Consider the following 20,718-nt stretch of genomic DNA (forward strand, 5'->3'; position numbering starts at 1 on the left):
ACAAAATGCAACATATAAAATATTCAATAGATACAGACGGAATTGCTTTTATTACTTGGGATGTGGCCAACTCTCCGGTTAACTTCATGAATGAACAGACGATGTCAGAATTCTTGACCGCTGTAGACAAAGCATTAGTTGATAACACTGTAAAAGGCATCATAATTAACTCGGCGAAACGAGATTTTATTGCTGGAGGCGATTTGAAATGGTTCTTAAATTATGACCAATCTAAAGAAGATTGTTTTGAGCTGCTCATGAAAACCAATCGTGCCATGCGTCAAATGGAACTATCTTCCAAACCCGTCGTGGCAGCACTAAGCGGATTGGCTTTAGGTGGCGGTTTAGAGATTGCCTTGGCTTGTAATTATCGCATTATGACCGATCATCCTGCCAACAAAATAGGTTTGGTAGAATGTTCTGTAGGCTTGTTTCCAGGATCGGGGGGCACACAACGTTTTTTGAGAATGTTGGGCCCTCAAAAAGCGATAGAATATATTACACAATCGCGAAAGCTATCCGCAGCACAAGCCTTAAAGGATAAATTGGTCAATCAAATCTGTAGTCCAGAAGATGATATCAATGCTTTAGCTAAAGCATGGATCTTGCAAAACCCAGAAGTCAAACAACCTTGGGATGACAAGCGATTTGTAGTTCCTGGAACCCCAAATGGCATCGGACAAAAGTCTGGATATACTGAGTTTTACTCGGTCTCAAATGCCATGGCCTATAAAACAACGCATGGCAATATGCCACACATCAAAAACGTATTGAGTGCTTTATACCATGGGAGTTCTACAGGAATTGACAATGCTCTAGAAGTTGAGGCGCGTTATTTTGTGGATACCTTGTTTACTAAAGAAACCAAAAATATTATTAGAGCCTCCTTCATTTTTATTGGTGATGCAGCCAAAGGAAAAGCCAAACCAAAAGGCTTTGAGCAAGCAAGCTTTAAAAAGATCGGTGTTTTAGGCGCCGGAATGATGGGTGCAGGAATTGCTTATGAGTCGGCAAAATCAGGTTTGGATGTGGTTTTAAAAGATGTATCTTTAGAAGGCGCTGAAAGAGGTAAAGGTTATGCCGAGAGCATTGAAAAGCAAAAAATAGAGAAGGGTAGAAGTACTCACGAAAAAGCAAGTGCAATTTTGGATCATATCCTTCCTTCGGATAGTGTGGACGATTTAAAAGATTGTGATTTAATTATCGAAGCGGTTTTTGAAAATGAAGCCTTAAAAAATCGCGTCACCAAAGAAACGGAAGCGGTCATTAAACCCGAAGTGATTTATGCCAGTAACACGTCAACCATTCCAATATCTACGTTGGCAAAAGCATCATCAAGGCCTGATAAATTTATAGGCCTGCATTTCTTTTCGCCGGTAGATAGAATGCCTTTGGTGGAGGTTATCGTTGGTAAAGAAACGTCGGATGAAACCTTGGCAGCAGCTATTGATTATGTTATTAAAATACGAAAAGTACCTATTGTTGTGAATGATGGTCGTGGATTTTTCACTTCTCGTGTTTTTGGAAAATTTGTAAACGAAGGCATCACCATGTTAACGGAAGGCATTCCGCCAGCAGTCATAGAAAATGTTGCCAAGAAGATTGGCATGCCGGTCGGACCTTTGGCGATAGCTGATGAGGTGAATTTGAAACTCATGTTAGACATCATGGCTGAAGATCCCAACTTAACTGACTTTGAAAAAGAATTGCAAGAAACAGCTTCTACGATAGTTCATACGCACAAAAGACTAGGTAAAAAAGAAGGTAAAGGTTTTTACGACTATCCAAAAGGAGGAAAAAAACACCTTTGGAAAGAATGGAGTACGATTTATCCAACGATAGAGGGCTACGATGAAGAAGAAATAGGAAGACGTATGTTATTCGCAATGGTCATCGATTCGTACAAATGTTTGGAAAGTGGTGTGTTAAAGGAAGCTAAAGATGCCGATATCGGATCGATTTTAGGACTTGGTTTCCCAATTCATACTGGAGGCGTCATGTCTTATATCGATTATATCGGGGCACAAGAATTTAAAGACTATGCCGCTGGTTTAGCTAAAAAGTATGGCGAGCGTTTTCAATTGCCTCAATCCCTTTTAGAGCGCATTGATAAAGCAGGAAGCAACCGTGTTTTTTATAAAAACTAAGGTATTATTAACAACTAAATCAAGTAGCCATGTTACAAAACGTATTATTAGAAAGAAAAATATATGCATCTGAAGAACACAAGATGATGCAAGGAATGATTCAGGATTTTATCACCAATGAAATCTTGCCTCAAGTGGAAGCTTGGGAAAAAGAAGGGATGGTGAGTCGCGAGATTTGGAAAAGAGCAGGAGACTTAGGTTTGTTGTGTATAGATATGCCTGAGGAATATGGAGGCGCTGGACTTGATTTTAGTTTTAGTGCTTTATTTCTGGAAGAGTTGGCAAAAAAAGGAATCAGCGGACCTGGTTTCTCATTGCACTCTGATATTGTTGCGCCTTACATCTTAAAATACGGAACAGAGGCACAAAAAAAGAAGTATCTACCACCTATGGCTACAGGTGAAATGATTACCGCCATCGGAATGACTGAGCCCAATTGTGGTTCGGATTTACAAGCGCTACGCACTAAAGCTGTGGATAATGGCGACCATTATCTGGTTAGCGGACAAAAAACATTTATCACCAACGGCTTTTTAGCTGATATGGCTATTATAGCAGTGAAGACAAATTTGGGGACGCCCGAAGAAGGCGTTTCATTATTAATTATGGAAAGCCAATGGGAAGGTTTCGAAAAAGGAGTGCCTTTCAAAAAAATAGGAATGAAGGCTCAAGATACCTGTGAGTTGTTTTTTGATAATGTAAAAGTGCCCAAAGAGAATTTATTAGGCGAAGAAGGCCAAGGTTTTAAAATCATGATGACAGAATTGGCTCGTGAGCGATTGTCGGTAGCATTAGCGGCCATTGGTGGCGCAGAAGGAGCCATCGAAGACACTATTGCATATACATCTACAAGAACAGCTTTCAAGCAACCTATCGCAGGATTTCAAAATACCCAATTCAAACTCGCTGAAGCAGCAGCACAATTGCAAATTCATCAAGCTTTTGTTGATCGTTGTACAGAAGATTTATCACAACATAAACTCTCTGCGGAAAGTGCTTCAATGGCCAAGTTTTCGGCAACAGACATGCACGGTAAAGTAGTGGACGAATGTTTACAATTATTTGGTGGTTATGGCTATATGTGGGAATATCCTATTGCAAGAATGTATGCCGATAATCGCGTAGCGCGTATCTATGCGGGGACCAATGAAATCATGAAATTGGTAGTAGCAAGAGGGTTATTTAAAGAACTGTTTGCTCAAATGAAGGCCCTGCGCCAGCAACAAAAGAAATAATGAAACAAGAACTAACCATTACAGATTTTAAAGTTCAAACTACGATTGTTGTGCAGTGGGGAGAAATGGATGCCTTCCACCACGTTAATAATGTGAATTATGTACGGTGGGGAGAAACTGCTCGCATAGATTATTTTAGAGCCTTAGGTTTTATTATTACGCAGGATCCAAAAAACATGCGCTATGCACCAACTTTAGGGTTTCAATCGGTAAAGTATATTTCCCCCGTACTTTATCCAGACACTATTTTTATAGGTACTAGGACTGAAGAAATTAAAGAGGACCGCTTCGTGTTAAAATCTTATTTTTTTAGTACCGAACAAAACCGATTGGTTGCAATAAAAACACATGAGGTTATCATTGTGGATTATAACAAGCAACAAAAAATCGCACTTCCTAAAGCGATTATAGAAGATATAAATCAATTAGAAAATTAATGCAAGAAACAAAGCCATTACAAGGGGTTACCGTTATTGATTTTACACGATTACTTCCAGGACCTTTAGGGACACATCTTTTAAGTCAACTGGGTGCTAAAGTCATAAAGATTGAAAGTCCGAAACGTCCAGATTATACACGCTTTTACGAGCCTAAGATAGATGATAGCTCTTTTATGTTTCACAGCATGAATCATTCTAAAGAGATCTTAACAATTGATTATGAAACTGAGGAAGGCTATCAAAAAGTAAGCGATTTAATAGCCACTGCTGATGTGTTGATTGAACAGTTTCGCCCGGGTGCCATGGCCAGTTTTAATTTAGATTTTGAGGCGGTTAAAAAGATCAACCCCAATATTGTTTATGTTTCCGTTACAGGGTATGGGCAAAATGGAAATCTGCATACAAAGGCCGGGCATGATATTAATTATTTGGCCACCGCTGGATTATTGGATTTAAATAGGGATGAAAATGGAAAACCAATTATTCCCGGATTTCAAATCGCCGATATTGCAGGAGGCTCTTATATGTTACTTTCGGCTTGTACTTCTGGATTGTTGGCACAAAAACTTCAAAACAAACCGCAGTATATCGATTTGAGCCTGCTCGATGCCACCATCCCTTTAAATGCCATTGCACACAGTATGTCTCAGGGAGGTGCATCTTATAAAACAACACCAATTTTAAGTGGTATGCTGGTCAACTATAATGTTTATGAATGTTCAGATGGAAAATGGATGGCATTAGGTGCTTTGGAAATGAAGTTTTGGAATGGCTTCTGTGACATGGTGGACAAACCAGAATGGAAAAGAAAATCAGAATTAGAGTTGATCAACGGCATTTTTCCTAAGAAAGATTTAGAATTACTATTTAAGTCCAAAACGAGAGATGAGTGGGTGAGTTTAAGTGCTAACCACGATACCTGTTTGTCACCAATTTTGGAAATAGAGGAGGTTGCCAACCATGAGCACATTCAAGAACGCAAGGTTTTTAACGAAACTACAATCAAGAATAAAACGATAAAAACCTACGCATCGCCTTTTAAAACCTATAGCTAAAAACTAAATTTCCGGTATTATGTCTAAACACCTCACGCGATTATTCGATTTACCAGACTATCAATTGCGACATACGCCGCAGGAAAAAGCTTTCAATACAAAAATAAAAGGGCAATGGGTGGCTTTGAGTACTCAGGATTACTGTCATCAAATCGCCATTATAAGCAACGCTTTAATAGAATTAGGGGTTGAAGTTGATGATAAAATTGCTATTGTAGTTGAGAAAAATAGTGTGGAATGGCATATTTTAGATATGGCTATTTTGCAAATCGGCGCTATAAACGTGCCTTTATACGCGACCTTGTCTTCAAAAGACTATGAATTTATCTTAAATCATTCCGATTCGAAATTATGCTTTGTTTCTAACCACGATTTATTCGAAAAAGTACAAGCGGTTCAAAAGAGCACCCAAGTCACTTCAATTTTCAGTTTTGACAATTCAGTTTCCGAAGATAACTGGGAAAAGTTATTAGCCTTAGGAAAAAACACGGCGCATCATTCAGAAGTTGAAGCGCGTAAAGCAAACATCTCTCCAACGCAACTCGCTACCATTATTTACACCTCGGGAACAACCGGAGTTCCTAAAGGCGTCATGATAACCCACCAAGAGCTGTTGCACACGGTAATGCTATGTAAGGACTTATTAAATTTAGATGAGCCTCATCTGCCTATGCTCAGTTATTTGCCAATCAGTCATGTGTTTGAACGCTTGGTGATGTATTATTACCAGTATATGGGTTTTCAAATTTATTTTGCCGAATCTTTGGAGAAATTAGTGGAGAATTTGCAGGAGGTTAAACCTGCGTTTCTGCCGATAGTCCCTCGTTTATTGGAAAAAATATTTGATAAAATAATCTCGAAAGGCAACGAACTATCAGGTCTGAAGAAAGCCTTATTTTTCTGGGCAGTGCGTCTTGCCGAAAGTACCGAGCTGGATCAAAAAAGAGGATTTCAACATAAAATTGCAGACAAATTAATCTACAGTAAATGGCGCGGAATTTTTGGAGGCGAGTTGCGTTTTTTAGTGTCAGGATCTGCACCCTTACAAGAGCGATTGATAAAAGTGTTTACGGCAGCCGGATTGCCCATTTATGAAGGTTACGGCATGACGGAATCTTCTGGGGTGATCTCTATTAATGGTTATAAAAAAGGGGAATCACGTTTAAAAACCGTCGGTAAGGTAATATCGAGCTTGGAAGTTAAAATCGCTGAAGATGGTGAAATCCTATTGAAAGGGCCGAATATTTTTAAGGGCTATTATAAAGATGAGGTCAATACAACCGAAGCTATTAAAGATGGATTTTTTCATACAGGAGATATTGGCGACATCTGCAAGGACGGATTTTTAAAGATTACCGATCGGAAGAAATCCATATTCAAGACCTCAGGAGGAAAGTATATTGCTCCAGCGATCATTGAAAATATTATGAAACAATCGCCTTTTATAGAACAGATCATGGTGATTGGCGAAGGCTATAAAATGCCTGCAGCACTCATTCAGGTAAACTATGAATTTGTAAAAGATTGGGAAGAGAAAAGCGATCATCCCATTAAAGATGTTACTACCGATGTCAAACTTCTCGCTCGAATTCAAGAAGATATCGACTTGTATAACGAAAGCCTAGGCAACTGGGAAAAAATCAAAAAGTTTGAAATAACGGCTGATGAATGGACCGTTGAAGCAGGACATTTGACGCCAACTTTAAAATTGAGACGAAAAGTGATCAAGGAAAAATACAAAGCGCTTTTTACCAAAATCTATTCCGAATAAATGCGGCTTTTTTTTACGTTGAAGAATCTGAAAACAATCACTGTTTCGTTCAAGTTTTTCGATCTCAAAAGAATCTGGAAATCGTATGCCTAAGGCTTTTAAGTTAATTTGTGCTATTTGAGAAGATTTTGAATGCTTCTACCGTCAGCTTAAAATCTTACAATAAATATAAATTGTCAATGTATGGACTTACTTTTAATATCATCTGTTCGAGTAAATTATGGTCCTTTGGCAAGATGTAAATCCCGTAGGGATGACATCTTAGTAACAAAATAAGGTTCCCTGTGAATCAAGCTCCGTAGGAGCGGCATCTCATAGCGCTATATTTATTTTACTTCCAAGCTCTCACAAATATTTTTTATAAAGGTTATTGAGCACCTCTAAATCATAATCTGTTAATATAGAATCGACTTCCGTCTGTATAAAATGAAGTTTGAAAGCCTTGATGGCAGCGGGCAAATCGGTCACGTCGTACCCAATGATTTTTAATGCAACGGCTGGACTAACATCCAATAGCACAGGAGCTGGAGCAGTTGGCGTAGTGGCCTTAGCCGAATCGCTCATGACCATGTTGAGTTCTGGAGTTGCTATTTGGGGTGATATACTACTGTCATCTATAGATCTTTCAATGCCGATAATGGGCTCATCATACCACAATCCGTAGCCTTCTTTTGCGAGTAGTTTCCAAGGAAATGTTCTATTCGGATCATTTTTCCTCGTGGGAGCAATATCCGAATGGCCAATGAAATTTGCCGCTGGGATTTTATACTTTGTTTTGAGATCTTCTAATAACTCCAAAAGACTGGCGATTTGAACGGGTGAAAATTCTTCAAAGCCATTATTATCCAACTCAATGCCTATGGAGGCAGAGTTGATATCTGTGTTGGAACCCCATTGACCACTCCCACCGTGCCACGCGCGATAAAGATCGTTGAGCATGTGATAGACCTCACCATGTCTTCCAATCAAATAATGCGCGCTGACCTGTGTTCTTTCCAAAGTAAAAGTTTTAAGCGTTTGCCCAACAGAATCTTGTGCCGTATGGTGAATTATAACAAGATTGGGTCTTCTTAAATTAAAATTAGTAGTGCCCACCCAGTTATCTGCATATTTCAACATCGCAGCAGTTCCTGGTGCAGGTGGAGGAAGGAGTTTTAATTCTTTACTGAGTTCCTTGATCTGTTTTTTATGCATTCGATTTGTGGATCCGTAAGGATTACTTGCACAAGAGACCATTAAAAATAAAATGGCAGTTACTAGGGGTAAAGTGATTGTTTTTTTCATTGAAAGGATACTTTAAGCTGTTGTGTTTTCAAAGATAATAATTAGTGATGTAATCAAGTTTTTCTGCGCAAACTTAAGCTTTTAAATTTTTGCTATTATTAATGTTTTACGCCCTTTTTGGCGTTTACCACCAACAATTTAACTCCTTATGCCGTATCCAAAGTGAAATGGGCTTTTTTAATTTTCCATGAGACGCTTCATTATTCCTTTCAGCCCTTTAAACACCTAAATAGACAATTAATAGTAAACTGTGGGAAAACAGCACTTATATATGCTTACTTTTGCCAAATATTTAATTTCGCCCAGGATTCACGTGGGAAGTCCCTAAATATTTATCAAACCAATATAATTTTAGCCCAATTATGAGTCAAAGAATCTATTCCAATACTGAAATTCAAGAAAAAATTGCCGTAGCCGTTAAAAATCTATCGGATGCCGATTTGGACAAGTTCCTTAAGAAATCCAATTCAAAAGCGGTTTTTGATATCAGTACGCCACTATTTTTAAAAGTTCCGGAGCATTTTACCGAGACTGAAAAAGCGAATGCCCTAAAGGACGAAAAGGGTGTGATCCGATGGACATGGGACTTTGAGTTTGCACGCAACGGATTTGCTTATGCCATCAATACACAATGGTATGCCAGAAATGACGCGTATGTGGAACGATGGTTACAAAGCTTAGAATAATCGGAAGCATTTAGGTGTCCATCAAATAGTTATGCCATTGTTGGTGTTTTCATGCCATTGTTGGTGTTTTCCGCCAACAATCCTGTAGCAAAAGCCAAATCCATGATCTCTTTACTCGTGCGCAGTTAAAAAGCTCCGATCGCGAATGACCCTTTTTTTCCAATACCCAGTTTTGAAATAGATAAAGGCTGCTGTACCCGCAATAAGGTTAGAGATGGGGAAAGACCACCAAATGCCCACTGGTCCCATCGCCAAGGTGTTGGAAAGAATATAGGCCAAAGGAAACCGTACCACCCAAAGACCCAAGATGGAAATAAACATGGAGGCTTTGGTAAATCCAGCACCATTAAAAGTACCGTTCATCACTTGTTGTAGCCCAAGAAAACCGAAACTTGCGGACATAATTTTAATGAAAAGCGCCCCTTCTTTAATGACCATAGGATCATCGGGAATAAAGAACGCCGTCAAGGGTTCTGCCACTAAGAACATGATCACTCCCAAGCCAGTAAACCCAAAGAAAGCCACTTTGGCGCTCAATTTTGCTACATTCTCAGCTCTTTTGATCTTTAAGGCACCAATGTTTTGACCCACCAGAGAAGTGGTGGCTATGCCGAGTCCCAAGGCGGGGACCACTATAAAACTCAACATCCGAGCGCCAATCCCGTAGGCCGCTACAATATCACTTCCAAAACTGGTAACGATCACCATCATAAAGGTCATCCCCAATGCCCGAGTGGATTGCTCAATACTTGCAGGAAACCCAATTCTGAAGGTTTTCCTCAAATTTTCCATATTGAAATACATCGACGCTAGGGAAACTTTAATGCCCTGCCTTCCCCTAAAAAGAATAACCAAACCGATAGTGGCCGCAATGGCTTGGGTTATGACGCTTGATACTGCTGCTCCGGCCACTCCATAGCCCGGGATGGGACCATAGCCGTAGATAAACAGCGGATCCAACCCCGCGTTCAGGATCACTGTGAACAGTACAATATAAACAGGGAGCATCACCTTCCCGATACCACGCATAAGCGATTGGAAAATAAAGAAGATGAATAAAAAAACAAAGCCCAAGGACGACACCTTGAAGTAAGTGATTGAATCATCAATGATATCCGGCCCGGCGCCAATGATTGTCATTAATGGTTCAGCGGCGAAATAACTGACGATGGCCAAAACGATAGACGTCAAAAAAATCAGGAAGACACTTTGTGAAGAACTGAAATCGACCATCTTCTGGTTGTTGGCACCTTGATAGCGTGCCACCATGACGGTACCGGCTAAGGTAAGACCTGAGCCAATGGAAAGCACCAGAAACAGCAGTGGGAAACTAAGGCTTACCGCTGCAACGGCATCAGCTCCCAGTCGTCCCAACCAAAACGTATCTATAAGCTGATAGGCGGATTGAAGAATATTGGCGAAAATAATGGGCAGCGCCAAACTTAATAGCGAGCTGATTATTTTTCCTTCTGTGAACTTATTTTTCTTTGTGGTACTCATTCCTGCAAAATTATAACAACCTTTTCGATGTAATGCTTAATTTCATCTTAATACTTGAAAAATTAGATGGCCGATTATGGGATAAATCCTAAATTGCCCTAAACATCAACCAATAGAACGCAATTTCAATTGATTTTATGAAGGCACCCGCAAAGGAAATTAACGCTGATAAAATTATTATCTTTGCAAGTTCCCATAGATTAGCTTTGGTGCAATTTTATTCCCACCAATACTATTTCGGGAAAATATTTTCCATAGGGTATGGAACAAATATAATTGTTAATAAAAAAACATGTTAAATTTACGTCGCATGAATCTGTTAAAAAAAATCAATTTATTAAGCTTATTAGGATTCTTGATCCTGGTGTCTTGCAATGAAAAAGCAGAAGAAAAAATGCAAGATCCTGCTGAAGTCTATATTTCAGATATTAAAAGTGAATATGCGCCAGATAAACGCGTCGCTTTATTTGATGTAGTCGCGGAAAAATCAAAAGATCAATACGTCTTAAAAGGTGAATCTAACTTACCCAATGCGGTGGAAGCCTTAAAATCGAAGTTTGATGCCGAAAACATTGCGTATACGGATAGCATTCAGGTATTACCGGCGGCTACTGCCGAAGGAAAAACCCGCGGGCTTGTTAAAATCTCCGTGGCCAATTTAAGGGGAAAAGGGAGCCATTCCGCTGAATTGGTTACCCAAGCCATGATGGGGACACCATTGACCATCTTAAAACACACACCGGGCTGGAGCTTGATCCAAACGCCGGAAGGTTATATTTCTTGGGTGGATAATGGAGGTATTGTCAGTTTGACAGTCGACGAATTTACAGCGTGGAAAGCTGCCGATAAGATTATCTATTTAAAACCGTATGGTGCTGCTTACACAAATCCAGATACGAAGAGCCAAACGGTTTCAGATTTGGTGGCGGGCAATATTTTAGAGGTTGTTGGTGAAAAACAAGGTTTTTATGAGATCAAATATCCTGATGGGAGGAAAGCCTTTATTGAAAAGGCCAATGCTAAGCCTTATATGGAATGGGTAACATCTGTAGATCAATCGCAGGACGACTTGGTAGCTGCTGCAAAAACAATGATGGGTTCACCGTATTTATGGGGCGGTACCTCTCCGAAGGGGATGGATTGTAGCGGATTTACAAAAACGGTTTTCTTTTTGAACGGTTTGATCATTCCTAGAGACGCTTCGCAACAAATCCATACAGGTGTATTAGTGGATTCCACCAAGAATTTCGAAAATCTGGTTCCTGGAGACCTCTTGTTTTTTGGGAAAAAAGCAACCGATACGTCAAAGGAGAGAGTCATTCATGTGGGCATGTGGATTGGTGATAACAAATTTATCCATGCCATGGGCGATGTGCATATCAGCAATATGGATACTACTGCTGAAGATTTTGACAAATACAATTACGATCGTTACCTCAGAACCAAACGAATTATTGATCAAGAAGGTCCTGGGCTAATGTACCTCGCCGAAGCGGATGTTTTTATGGCGAAAAATGAAGCGGAACCTTTAAAGAACTAAGAGGTCAACAGATTGATTTCTTAATAAATTCTGGCTTTAATTTGACGAAAACCATGAGAATAATCCTTTTATTTCTTTTCCTTACTATTTTAAGTTGTTCTGATAACAAAACTGATTATGATCAATATAATGAGTGGGATCAAAAAGCAATGTTGGAGTTTAAAGATAAAGATTACGAAAAAGCTTTAGCAAATTTTGAAAAGGCAATTGATTTAAAACCCAAAGAAGACGTTTCTATATATTTTTATGCAACAGCTTCGGCTTTGCATGCTAAGAAATATGATAAGGCCAAAGAATTACTTATTTCCTCAATTCATAATACAAATGCTTCAAAAGATTACTTTCTGAATTTCAACGAGTTTAATAGTTTTAGAAACGAAAAGATGTTTACGGAAATTGAGAAAGACTATGAAAGCCACATTTCGGAATTCTACGAAAAATTGGAACATCCTGAAATTTATCGAGAAGTAGATAGGCTAGTGGAATTAGACAAAGAATATCGTACCAATGGAAGCGAATGGAAAGAAGTTGAAAGAATTGATTCCCTTAACATAAAACGACTCATTGAAATCACCAAGGAATATGGCTGGCATCCAAAAGGTTGGCTCGTTTTATGGCACCAACGTGGTACTTATGGTCAAGACACTTATGTATGGAATTTCTTTAAACCCTATATCGATGAACAAATAAAGAAGGGAACTATGAAAAAGGACTTTTGGGTGATGTTTGAAGAGGAAAGGTCAATGAGACAGAACAAGGAACAAATTTATGGGATGTATTGGAACCAATTTGACGACTATCCAATAAAAGACATTGCTAATGTGGATAAAAGAAGAGCCGAATTTGGGGTTCCACCACTTTGGTATATGGAAAAAGTGTATGGAATTGCATTGCCAGCTGAATATAAAAAACTGTAACTTTCCGCAGACTTTTATACGTTTAGCTTTAATTGGCGATCGGGTCGTAACAGCCCACCTCAGGACAGAGTACACGTGGGATTCAAATTTCAAAAAAAGTCAAATTCCCTATCTGTCTACAGGCAGGGAATGTATAAAAAACCTTAATGGGGGATTAAAAAAAGCCTATGGACTCGAAGTTCATAGGCTGTATTGTATTTAATTCTTTTTAGTGGGTATTTAGCGTATTACCTAAAAATAACTACTGAATCCCATATACCATGTTGCAGCTCTTTCGGCAGGATTGTTAAGAATATCTGTGTTCCACTCGTAGCGGTAGTTGATTCGGAACACCGTTTTTGGAGTTGGTCTAAAGCTGATTCCTGGGGTAACTGCAAGCATTTGATCGCCAATTTTGGTACCCGTTTCCTTAAATCGGCCCACGTTCCAATCCACATAATCAAATCGTGCTGCAACGTTGAAGGTGGCATCTTCCCATTCAAAAATTTTGCTTTTGTAAATCGGTTGGACAATATCCATAAATAGGCCACGCTGTTTATTTCCGTATTGTTGGGTATAAGTATCTGGTGTTTCCGCCCAGATCCACGCCGCTTCTCCCACAATATAAGTCCCGGTAGATTTGATGGTCGTGTTCCAATCTAGGGCAAATACATCCACTCTTGCCTGATCTTCTACTGCTTCGCCGTCATCTTCAAACTTATTGTAAGTGCCTCCCATATACGAAATGCCGATCTCGCCAATCTTTCTATTTTTAATAGCGAGTTTTCCAGAAAACATGGCCTTTCCACTAAAATTATCCTCAAATAAATTGTCGCCATCCTTATGCGCAGGCAAATAGGTTTTATCCTCTTCGTTGGAAATGATGCGGCTACTAAAGCCATTGGTCAAATAGGCCTCATAACCAAAGATCCAATTTCCTGAATAGGTTTTTCCGTACATTCCAAATCCTGCGTTTGAAAGTGTTGCAGCCAACATATTGACCGCCACATCAGGGCGCTCCACAAATTCCCATTTCGGACCGTCATGGTTTTCGTTAAAAGCACCGATGGGATTCATCACAATGCCGCCTCGAAAGTTGAACAACGGATGAAAGGCCACATCCAACGCTGCAAACTCAATAGCGACTTCTTTGCCACCATCCTCGAATTCTATTTCGGTCAAGAACTTAATCCGATCGGAAATAGAAGCTGCCATGAATATGGTCAATCGCCGTGCCTGAAAAGATAAACCGTCGGTAATGCCTTCCTCGGTCCGGTGCATGGTATTGGCCTCCAAATACCCGCCGAGCGTTACGGGGACTTTATCAAAGCTTAATGTGGGCCTATTAAAGACCGCATCCATATTTAATTCTTGTTCATCGTTTTCTTTGACCTTTTTAGTGCTGTCTTCTTGGGCAAAGACCGAACCAATGCAGAGGATTCCGAGAATTAAGAGATGGGTTTTAAGAGAGTTCAATGTAGATATTTTCATTTTGAATGGTTGTTTTGTATGTTTTTAAATCTTGATCGGCTGGTCCTTCCAAAACGCCACCTTTGGTATCGAATTCGCTGCCATGGCATGGGCAACTGTAAATGCCGCCGCCCACATTGAGCTCGCACCCACGATGTGTACATTTCATCAGGGCAGCTGTATAGTCGTTGGCGCCAGTTTTATAGAGACAAATGGGAAAATCTTCGGTGGGAGTTTTGACCAAAACAAATGTTCTATAGATGGTGGTGTTTTTTTTGGAGATCTCAAACTCCGAAAGCGGTACAATTAGACTCTTGTTTTTTATGCTGCTGGTGGCATAATAAATGCTTTCGCAGGAAGTCAATAGGGTGGAGGCAAAGGGAAGGCCTACCAAGACCACCCCACAGGTTTTTAAGAATTTTTTCCGATCCATAAGTGTTGGTTTTATAAGGATTCAATGAATTTTAAAACTTGATCTTTTTGGGTTTGGCTAAGGCCCCGATACAAGTTTTTAGAGTTTACAGCTTCTCCGCCGTGATATAAGATGGCTTCTTCAATGCTTCTCGCTCTTCCGTCGTGGAGTAAATAATAGTCACCACCTTGCGAGTCTTTTGCCAAGCCGATTCCCCATAACGGTGGCGTTTTCCACTCATAGGAATAAGCGTAACCTTCGGTATAGCCGTCATCAAGCTCTGGACCCATGTCATGTAAGAGCAAATCGGTATAGGGATGGAATTCTTTATAGGAGAGCGCCTCAATTGGCGAATATCCGGTGCTTAAGGTCGGTTTGTGGCAAGATGCACACTGGATATCGCCGAACAAGGCTTTACCGGTCATGACGTCTGGATCATCTTGGTCTCTTGGGATGGGCGCTTTTAAGGTTTTTAGGTAGAACACCACATCACTGATCGTCTGTCTGTCTATTTCCGATTGCAATTTATCGCCACTATAAGTGTCATAAGGTTCGAAGTATGAAGTGATCCCAATATCCTGATTATAGGCATCGGCAGTTTGATGCAAAAGATCATACATTTTACCTTTTTTCCCAAAACGGGTAATATATTTTCCGTCCTTGCTAATGGTTTCCGGACGGTCCTTAACATAATCGGGTCTGGTGTTCCAATGCACACGTCCGCTAATGCCGTCGCCATCCAAATCATCAGGATCGGACATATCGAGAAGATCCTGATCTCTCACCGCGTCCAAGAATCCTAAGCCTGTAACAATGGGAGCAATCAAATCGGTATGTGGCGCACCTGGTGGCAAGGTTTCAGGTTCATACCCTGGAATGGCTCGGTTTTGCAACTGTGGACCACCTTGTTTTAAATACTCATTAACGCCTGGAAATTCTTGTCCGAAACGTGTGAACTTCACAAAAGGATGCCCTTTTCCGTCCCCGGCATGACAACTTACACAACTGGTTCCAGTAAAAATGGGACCCAATCCTGTTTCCGCGGTAAAAATTTGGTCGTTAAAAGCGACATCGCCCTTGATAAAACGCTTGGCTTCTGCCATGGTGAGATCTTCTACGGGACCATCGAGCAATTCGTATTCTTCGGGTTCCTGCGGAGCGAAAACCTCACAGGAAAAAAATAATGGGAGCAGGAACAGACTTCCAAATAGGTAACTTTTCATTCTCATTTTGTTATAGTTTTAGGCAAAACTAAACAATATACGAGAATGCGCAAATATATTTTTAGGTTAATCTAAATATTATTAATGCATTTGTCTAAAAATAGAAGAATGAAGACAGAAGACCGATGACCGATGACGGAAAGTGGGAGAGACCAATAACCGATGCCTATGCTTAAATAGCATTGACCCTTATCCTAAAATCAGCAATCATCAAACGTTAATCTTCAATTGTTCCCAATCCTTTAAACCTAACCCACCCGTTATCGTATGGACAAATTTATTCGGACAGGAAATGGCAGGCATGGACAAGACGTAAATCAAAAATAGTTAATCGAACTTCGTAAATATCACAATCCATCTCATACTACCCATTACCCACTAATCTCTGTCTACGTCAACTCATAAAAATCCCTTCTCCCCACCTTGATGCGAAGATTCTTTTTCAGTGGCACACTCTGGTGTGGATCTGTGATTTTTTCATTGTCAATTTGGATGGCACCGCTTTCGATCAGTCGTCTTATGGCCGATTTACTCAAATCTTGTTTTAGATGGCTACATAAATCAATAACGTTCATACTTCCGTTAACCGATCTCATAGCGCTGATTGATACAGGGTCAAAGGCTTTCTCTTCAAAATTTTTATTTTGAAACTGATTGGTAAAAAAATCTTCGGCTTCCTGCGCCGCTTGTTCATTATGGTATTGGGTGATGATGTTTTTGGCGATGATTTTCTTGAGGTTCATTGGATTTTCTCCATCAGCCAAGCGCGCTTTCAACAGCTCTTTTGCCTCAACTGAAAAATCTGTAGTCAGATCCAAAAACTCTGTAATAAGTGTGTCGGGAATGGACATGGTCTTACCAAACATATCATTTGGTGCGTCTGTTATACCGATGGTATTGTTCAAAGATTTGCTCATTTTCTCCTTCCCGTCCAAACCTTTTAACAAAGGCATACACATGACCGTTTGTGGAGCCATGCCGTAGGTCTGTTGCAATTGCCTGCCCATCGTACAGTTAAAGAGCTGGTCGGTGCCGCCCATTTCGATATCGCAGTTGATTTTAACGGAGTCAAAGCCTTGTAGAATTGGGTACACCAATTCGTGCATGGCGATGGGCGTGTTTTCGGTAAACCGTTTGTTAAAATCATTCCGGTGCATCAATTGCGCCACGGTCACATTCGATAAAATTTGAATGATTTCTGAGAAGGACAGTTGATCCAACCAATTGGAGTTGAAAACGATTTCACTCTTTTCCACATCAATAATCTTTGACAGTTGCGAGATATAGGTTTCGGCATTGCGGAGGACATCGTTATTGCTTAGAGGTTGGCGACTTTTATTCTTTCCTGTGGGATCGCCAATTCTGGCCGTAAAATCCCCAACCAAAATCACGATTTGATGGCCCAGGTCCTGAAATTCCTTTAATTTTTTAAGCACCACCGCATGTCCCAAATGTAAATCGGGAGCGGTTGGGTCAAATCCAAGTTTGATGATGAGCTTCTTGCCATCTTTTTCGGCTTGTTCCAATTTTTCGACCAATCCGTTTTCTGGTAGAATTATTTCTACGTTTTCTTTTAATCTGTTACTTGTTTCCATGTCATTTTTAAATAAAAAAAAGCCCGAGCAAAATGCTCGGGCTTTAGGTATATTACTATATGTTGTTGTGTTAAATCAATTTCAAGTATGTGTATAACCTATCCGAGCAAATATTAGTATCATAATAAGTGCTGAAAAACGGAAGGCGTAATATGTAGTTCAAAATTTTCATTTCGTGGGCAAATTTACGGATTAATATGACATCTGCGATTTGTTTTTGGGATAAAAGAAGGGGTTAGGGTTTCGTGCTCAAGATTTAATCATGGCGCAACCTAGAGGGGCCGTAATCAAAATTCCCTGTCTGCCGATAGGCAAATTCCAAATTCCAAATTCCAAATTCCAAATTCCAAATTCCAAATTCAAAAATGAAAGCTCAAGTGTCCACCTTCCTAGCGACTTCAGTTTTGTCCAAGCTTAAAGAAACTCTGATTACTGAATGCTAAAGGCTGAAGACTCCCTCAGTTTTGGTTGTTAATTTCCTAATAAATCCGTAAATTACTAAGGCAAAATTAATACATACTATTATGGACATTATAAAAACAATTACGGAGTTTTTCAAGAAATCTGAAGAAGAAACGATTGACGTTGCACCTGAAGGCATGTGTTCGCTATGTTGGGGAATACAGGAATACGACGGTAAAATACGAAAATTATATAGGGATAAACAAGTGGATGTCAATAACCACAAGGACGCCTATATGTTGGTTCAGAAATTTGTTAAGGAAAATTTAGACGGCTATCAAATCAAGGATGGCATCGTGCACGTATGCCCAAATTGCAGCGAATTGGAAGAGGGAAAGGATCGCATTGAAAAATTTAGACCGTCTGAGATCGCCTAGAAATAGGCTATTGAAAATATAGTGAAACGGTTCTTTTTAAAGACGGTTAGGGATTTTTACGATGAATTCTGTGCCTACACCAAATTCCGAATTTATTTCAATAGACCCACCCAAGCTGAACAGCGACTTTTCAACCATATGAAGGCCGAGGCCAACCCCATCTTTTGAATGGCCATCTACTTGATAATTGCGCTTCATGATTTTGGAAAGTTCCTCTTTTTTAATCCCAATGCCATTGTCCTTTACAGTCAAAACCCCATGGTCTGTATCTGATGAAAAATGGATCTGGATGGTTTTTTCAGCTTTCCGATCATCGCTGTATTTAAGCGCATTGCTGACCAAATTAGAGAATATCGATCTAAATTCAATTTCATTGCTATAGAATTCGCTGTTTTGATCTACAGTATGCACGATATTAATGTTTTTGGAAAGGGCAAGGTGCTTTATGGAATTGAGATATTGGGAAACGACATTTTGCACATCAACCGATTCAACGTTTTCGGAAGTAGATAAATGCCGTAAGGTGTCTTTAACAAATTCGCTTAAATCATGACTACCCTCTTCAATAAGTTCCAAATATTCATTCAAGACCTGAATATCGGTTTCAGATTTTGTCAATCCAACCAGGCCGATAATCCCAGATAACGGGTTCTGGATGTCGTGAACAATTTTATAAAGGGTGGTGTGCAATCGGTCATTGATCATTACGGACTGCGTATAATTATTTTCCACTTGCAGCTCCGCTTGTTTGCGATTGGTGATGTCAATATGGGCCAACAGGGTTAATTGTGGGTGATTTATAATTTTATTCGCTCTTAAAATAAACCACCGATTCTGGTTAGGGGAATGACATGGATATTCCATCTCAAAAATGTTCATCGCATTTTCAACAACGCGCAGAATCCCAGTTTTGGCCGTATTCGCCATTTCTGCTTCCTGGCCCGTAGCATTATCGCATACCGTAAAATAATTAGTGTTGACGCCAGTGCACGATGCATTGCCGTTGTTTTCCGTAGAAAATGAATTCCAGGTTTTATTGGTGAATAAAATAGCTCCTTCCCGGTTGATGATCGCCATGGATTCTGAGACGGAGTTTAAGATTTCAAAATTCTGAAACATCTTGTACATTAAAATTTATTGGTAAGAGGGCATAAAACTAATTTAAAATAGATCAAGGTCTTTGCTGAAATACCTTGTTTGTTGATGCATTAGCTTTAAAATGGGATTAATAGTTTTAGAAAATCAAACTTGAAAGAGATTTGAATAGTCTAATGCTGGTACTGAAGCTACCTCTGACTTCAGCGTTCACTGAGAATTAAAATATGATCCTTGGGGACTTGGTTTTTTAACCCATCTAAAATTCTCGAGGTATCGTAATTATTGTGCTGTGCAATCAAGTGTCCGAGAATGTCGTTAGGGGTATAAATGAGTTCATGCTTGTCAATAAATCCATAACCTTCATAAATGTCGTTTACCGTATAAATAAAAGCATCTTCCTGATTATGCCTGCCCTTTAGCTTATAAATCTTTCTGGATTTTTTGTTTTTAAAGTGTTCAAATGCCGTTTCAAAACGTTCATTATAAGCGGTGATCAACGCAGGATCCGCACAAACACACTGCTGATGTTTAATGGTGACATTACTGCACGGACCTTTTACGGTCTCCAGCCCACAATGCTTTCTGCACAACCCATATTCCGAACAAAATTGTTCCAGTGAATGCTTTACGGAACCGCGATTAAAATAGCGCTCCGGCATATTGTCCTTAATATCTTTTCTGGTGATTTGTAGTTTGTGGATCCCCTTCGCCGTTTTCGCTCTATTGATAATATAGGGCGCGGGATCTATAATTTGTTGGGTATTATAGATGGGTTTTAGCTTCTTAATTTCGGCAGATTCTATCAGTTGTGCCAGAATATCATTCCCTGTATATTCCACATCTACCGAGTTTATGGAGGCATAATTAATATGATTTCGGGTTTCTCCTTGTGAGAAATGGGACTGCAAACGCTTTCTTATGTTTTTGGCCTTTCCAACATAGACAATGGCCTCTTGATGGTCTAGAAAATAATACACCCCAGGCGCTATCTTATAATGGCTAAGGTCCGGGCTAGTCGCCTTGTGGGACCGTGGGACGTCTGCGTTTTTTAGAGCAGGTTCATTTAAATACCTTGGCATCAGCATCACAAAAGCCCTGGCATATGCGACGCTTTGCTCGTGGAGTTTCGAATTTTGTTCCAAAAGTGCCGAAATAGGATGTTCTGGTAAGTTTCCGTTAGGGTGAAAAAGAATTTTAGGGCGAATATCAAAATTATATCCAATGGTCTTAAATAGCGATTTCAACAGTCTGAATTGGAGGGCTTCGGAAAAAACCAGCTGTTGATTGCTGAACAGCTCAATCAGTTCATCGGCGATATCACAAAAAGGTGGTGCCGAAAGCACATCTAGTCGATCCAAACGGTGGGTTTCGTAACACCCCTTTGAAATACTGATTTCCGGTCGAAAATTAAAGCAGATACTTGCCTCAGATAACGCTTCGGTTTTTAAGGTGATGCGGTAGGGGACGTCGGCTCTTTTGCCCGCGTTTATAGTTTGAATATAGATGAATACCATTAGAGCAAAAATA

17 protein-coding genes are annotated in these 20,718 nt (G+C 39.9%); 9 read left to right on the forward strand and 8 right to left on the reverse strand.

Features of this window, described 5'->3' with window-relative positions; all coding sequences use genetic code 11:
- Positions 1–5: 5 nt before the first annotated feature.
- The 5 genes from ESZ48_RS09490 to ESZ48_RS09510 are packed head-to-tail and all read left to right on the forward strand — an operon-like array spanning position 6 to position 6,648.
- A complete protein-coding gene (locus tag ESZ48_RS09490; protein ID WP_129017175.1) occupies positions 6–2,147 on the forward strand; it encodes a 3-hydroxyacyl-CoA dehydrogenase NAD-binding domain-containing protein in 2,142 nt (713 codons plus the stop codon).
- A 29-nt stretch (positions 2,148–2,176) separates the two neighbouring features.
- Positions 2,177–3,382, forward strand: coding sequence for an acyl-CoA dehydrogenase family protein (locus ESZ48_RS09495; protein ID WP_129017176.1), 1,206 nt, complete (start codon positions 2,177–2,179; stop codon positions 3,380–3,382).
- Positions 3,382–3,819, forward strand: a complete 438-nt coding sequence (locus ESZ48_RS09500) for an acyl-CoA thioesterase (RefSeq protein ID WP_129017177.1) — start codon at positions 3,382–3,384, stop codon at positions 3,817–3,819. Before ESZ48_RS09495 ends, ESZ48_RS09500 begins: the two co-directional genes overlap by 1 nt.
- Positions 3,819–4,877: a CaiB/BaiF CoA transferase family protein gene (locus ESZ48_RS09505; RefSeq protein ID WP_129017178.1), complete on the forward strand. Its 1,059-nt coding sequence runs from the start codon at positions 3,819–3,821 to the stop codon at positions 4,875–4,877. The genes ESZ48_RS09500 and ESZ48_RS09505 overlap by 1 nt, the downstream gene beginning before the upstream one ends.
- A 19-nt stretch (positions 4,878–4,896) precedes the next feature.
- Complete coding sequence (locus ESZ48_RS09510; protein ID WP_129017179.1) at positions 4,897–6,648, forward strand: AMP-dependent synthetase/ligase; 1,752 nt, start codon at positions 4,897–4,899, stop codon at positions 6,646–6,648.
- Between the two features lie 345 nt (positions 6,649–6,993).
- On the opposite strand, the gene ESZ48_RS09515 is transcribed toward ESZ48_RS09510, so the two are convergent.
- Positions 6,994–7,932: an N-acetylmuramoyl-L-alanine amidase gene (locus ESZ48_RS09515; RefSeq protein WP_129017180.1), complete on the reverse strand. Its 939-nt coding sequence runs from the start codon at positions 7,930–7,932 to the stop codon at positions 6,994–6,996.
- 362 nt (positions 7,933–8,294) lie between these two features.
- On the opposite strand from ESZ48_RS09515, the gene ESZ48_RS09520 reads away from it, so the two are divergent.
- Positions 8,295–8,618 (forward strand): hypothetical protein, encoded by a 324-nt coding sequence (locus tag ESZ48_RS09520; protein ID WP_129017181.1) that lies wholly within the window; start codon positions 8,295–8,297, stop codon positions 8,616–8,618.
- 111 nt (positions 8,619–8,729) lie between these two features.
- On the opposite strand, the gene ESZ48_RS09525 is transcribed toward ESZ48_RS09520, so the two are convergent.
- Positions 8,730–10,118, reverse strand: a complete 1,389-nt coding sequence (locus tag ESZ48_RS09525; RefSeq protein ID WP_129017182.1) for an MATE family efflux transporter — start codon at positions 10,116–10,118, stop codon at positions 8,730–8,732.
- A 310-nt stretch (positions 10,119–10,428) separates the two neighbouring features.
- On the opposite strand from ESZ48_RS09525, the gene ESZ48_RS09530 reads away from it, so the two are divergent.
- Positions 10,429–11,658, forward strand: a complete 1,230-nt coding sequence (locus ESZ48_RS09530; protein ID WP_129017183.1) for a C40 family peptidase — start codon at positions 10,429–10,431, stop codon at positions 11,656–11,658.
- Positions 11,659–11,711: 53 nt separating this feature from the next.
- Positions 11,712–12,575 carry a tetratricopeptide repeat protein gene (locus ESZ48_RS09535; protein WP_129017184.1) on the forward strand — a complete coding sequence of 288 codons (864 nt, stop codon included), beginning with the start codon at positions 11,712–11,714 and terminating at the stop codon, positions 12,573–12,575.
- Between the two features lie 231 nt (positions 12,576–12,806).
- On the opposite strand, the gene ESZ48_RS09540 is transcribed toward ESZ48_RS09535, so the two are convergent.
- The 4 genes from ESZ48_RS09540 to tyrS all read right to left on the reverse strand — a co-directional run bounded on the left by ESZ48_RS09540 (position 12,807) and on the right by tyrS (position 17,254).
- Entirely contained in the window at positions 12,807–14,045 is a 1,239-nt protein-coding gene (locus tag ESZ48_RS09540) for a hypothetical protein (protein WP_129017185.1), read from the reverse strand.
- Positions 14,017–14,457 carry a QcrA and Rieske domain-containing protein gene (locus ESZ48_RS09545; RefSeq protein ID WP_129017186.1) on the reverse strand — a complete coding sequence of 147 codons (441 nt, stop codon included), beginning with the start codon at positions 14,455–14,457 and terminating at the stop codon, positions 14,017–14,019. Before ESZ48_RS09545 ends, ESZ48_RS09540 begins: the two co-directional genes overlap by 29 nt.
- A gap of 11 nt (positions 14,458–14,468) precedes the next feature.
- Positions 14,469–15,659, reverse strand: coding sequence for a di-heme oxidoredictase family protein (locus ESZ48_RS09550; RefSeq protein ID WP_223266408.1), 1,191 nt, complete (start codon positions 15,657–15,659; stop codon positions 14,469–14,471).
- A 389-nt stretch (positions 15,660–16,048) separates the two neighbouring features.
- Positions 16,049–17,254 carry a tyrosine--tRNA ligase gene (gene tyrS, locus ESZ48_RS09555; protein WP_129017188.1) on the reverse strand — a complete coding sequence of 402 codons (1,206 nt, stop codon included), beginning with the start codon at positions 17,252–17,254 and terminating at the stop codon, positions 16,049–16,051.
- Between the two features lie 524 nt (positions 17,255–17,778).
- On the opposite strand from tyrS, the gene ESZ48_RS09560 reads away from it, so the two are divergent.
- Positions 17,779–18,093 (forward strand): hypothetical protein, encoded by a 315-nt coding sequence (locus ESZ48_RS09560; protein ID WP_129017189.1) that lies wholly within the window; start codon positions 17,779–17,781, stop codon positions 18,091–18,093.
- Positions 18,094–18,129: 36 nt separating this feature from the next.
- Here the strand turns inward: ESZ48_RS09560 and ESZ48_RS09565 are convergent, their stop codons facing one another.
- Positions 18,130–19,212 carry a sensor histidine kinase gene (locus ESZ48_RS09565; protein ID WP_190246230.1) on the reverse strand — a complete coding sequence of 361 codons (1,083 nt, stop codon included), beginning with the start codon at positions 19,210–19,212 and terminating at the stop codon, positions 18,130–18,132.
- 179 nt (positions 19,213–19,391) lie between these two features.
- Complete coding sequence (locus ESZ48_RS09570; RefSeq protein WP_129017191.1) at positions 19,392–20,705, reverse strand: GIY-YIG nuclease family protein; 1,314 nt, start codon at positions 20,703–20,705, stop codon at positions 19,392–19,394.
- Positions 20,706–20,718: the final 13 nt, after the last annotated feature.

Origin of the sequence: Gelidibacter gilvus (assembly GCF_004115975.1) — a bacterium.
In the GTDB taxonomy this organism is placed as follows: Bacteria; Bacteroidota; Bacteroidia; order Flavobacteriales; family Flavobacteriaceae; genus Gelidibacter; species Gelidibacter gilvus.

What these genes read in the sequence shown, in the direction of transcription:
- ESZ48_RS09490 (WP_129017175.1), top strand. Translation starts at nt 6, where the DNA reads ATGCAACATATAAAATATTCAATAGATACAGACGGAATTGCTTTTATT.
- ESZ48_RS09495 (WP_129017176.1), top strand. Translation starts at nt 2,177, where the DNA reads ATGTTACAAAACGTATTATTAGAAAGAAAAATATATGCATCTGAAGAA.
- ESZ48_RS09500 (WP_129017177.1), top strand. Translation starts at nt 3,382, where the DNA reads ATGAAACAAGAACTAACCATTACAGATTTTAAAGTTCAAACTACGATT.
- ESZ48_RS09505 (WP_129017178.1), top strand. Translation starts at nt 3,819, where the DNA reads ATGCAAGAAACAAAGCCATTACAAGGGGTTACCGTTATTGATTTTACA.
- ESZ48_RS09510 (WP_129017179.1), top strand. Translation starts at nt 4,897, where the DNA reads ATGTCTAAACACCTCACGCGATTATTCGATTTACCAGACTATCAATTG.
- ESZ48_RS09515 (WP_129017180.1), bottom strand. Translation starts at nt 7,932, where the DNA reads ATGAAAAAAACAATCACTTTACCCCTAGTAACTGCCATTTTATTTTTA.
- ESZ48_RS09520 (WP_129017181.1), top strand. Translation starts at nt 8,295, where the DNA reads ATGAGTCAAAGAATCTATTCCAATACTGAAATTCAAGAAAAAATTGCC.
- ESZ48_RS09525 (WP_129017182.1), bottom strand. Translation starts at nt 10,118, where the DNA reads ATGAGTACCACAAAGAAAAATAAGTTCACAGAAGGAAAAATAATCAGC.
- ESZ48_RS09530 (WP_129017183.1), top strand. Translation starts at nt 10,429, where the DNA reads ATGAATCTGTTAAAAAAAATCAATTTATTAAGCTTATTAGGATTCTTG.
- ESZ48_RS09535 (WP_129017184.1), top strand. Translation starts at nt 11,712, where the DNA reads ATGAGAATAATCCTTTTATTTCTTTTCCTTACTATTTTAAGTTGTTCT.
- ESZ48_RS09540 (WP_129017185.1), bottom strand. Translation starts at nt 14,045, where the DNA reads ATGAAAATATCTACATTGAACTCTCTTAAAACCCATCTCTTAATTCTC.
- ESZ48_RS09545 (WP_129017186.1), bottom strand. Translation starts at nt 14,457, where the DNA reads ATGGATCGGAAAAAATTCTTAAAAACCTGTGGGGTGGTCTTGGTAGGC.
- ESZ48_RS09550 (WP_223266408.1), bottom strand. Translation starts at nt 15,659, where the DNA reads ATGAAAAGTTACCTATTTGGAAGTCTGTTCCTGCTCCCATTATTTTTT.
- tyrS (WP_129017188.1), bottom strand. Translation starts at nt 17,254, where the DNA reads ATGGAAACAAGTAACAGATTAAAAGAAAACGTAGAAATAATTCTACCA.
- ESZ48_RS09560 (WP_129017189.1), top strand. Translation starts at nt 17,779, where the DNA reads ATGGACATTATAAAAACAATTACGGAGTTTTTCAAGAAATCTGAAGAA.
- ESZ48_RS09565 (WP_190246230.1), bottom strand. Translation starts at nt 19,212, where the DNA reads ATGTTTCAGAATTTTGAAATCTTAAACTCCGTCTCAGAATCCATGGCG.
- ESZ48_RS09570 (WP_129017191.1), bottom strand. Translation starts at nt 20,705, where the DNA reads ATGGTATTCATCTATATTCAAACTATAAACGCGGGCAAAAGAGCCGAC.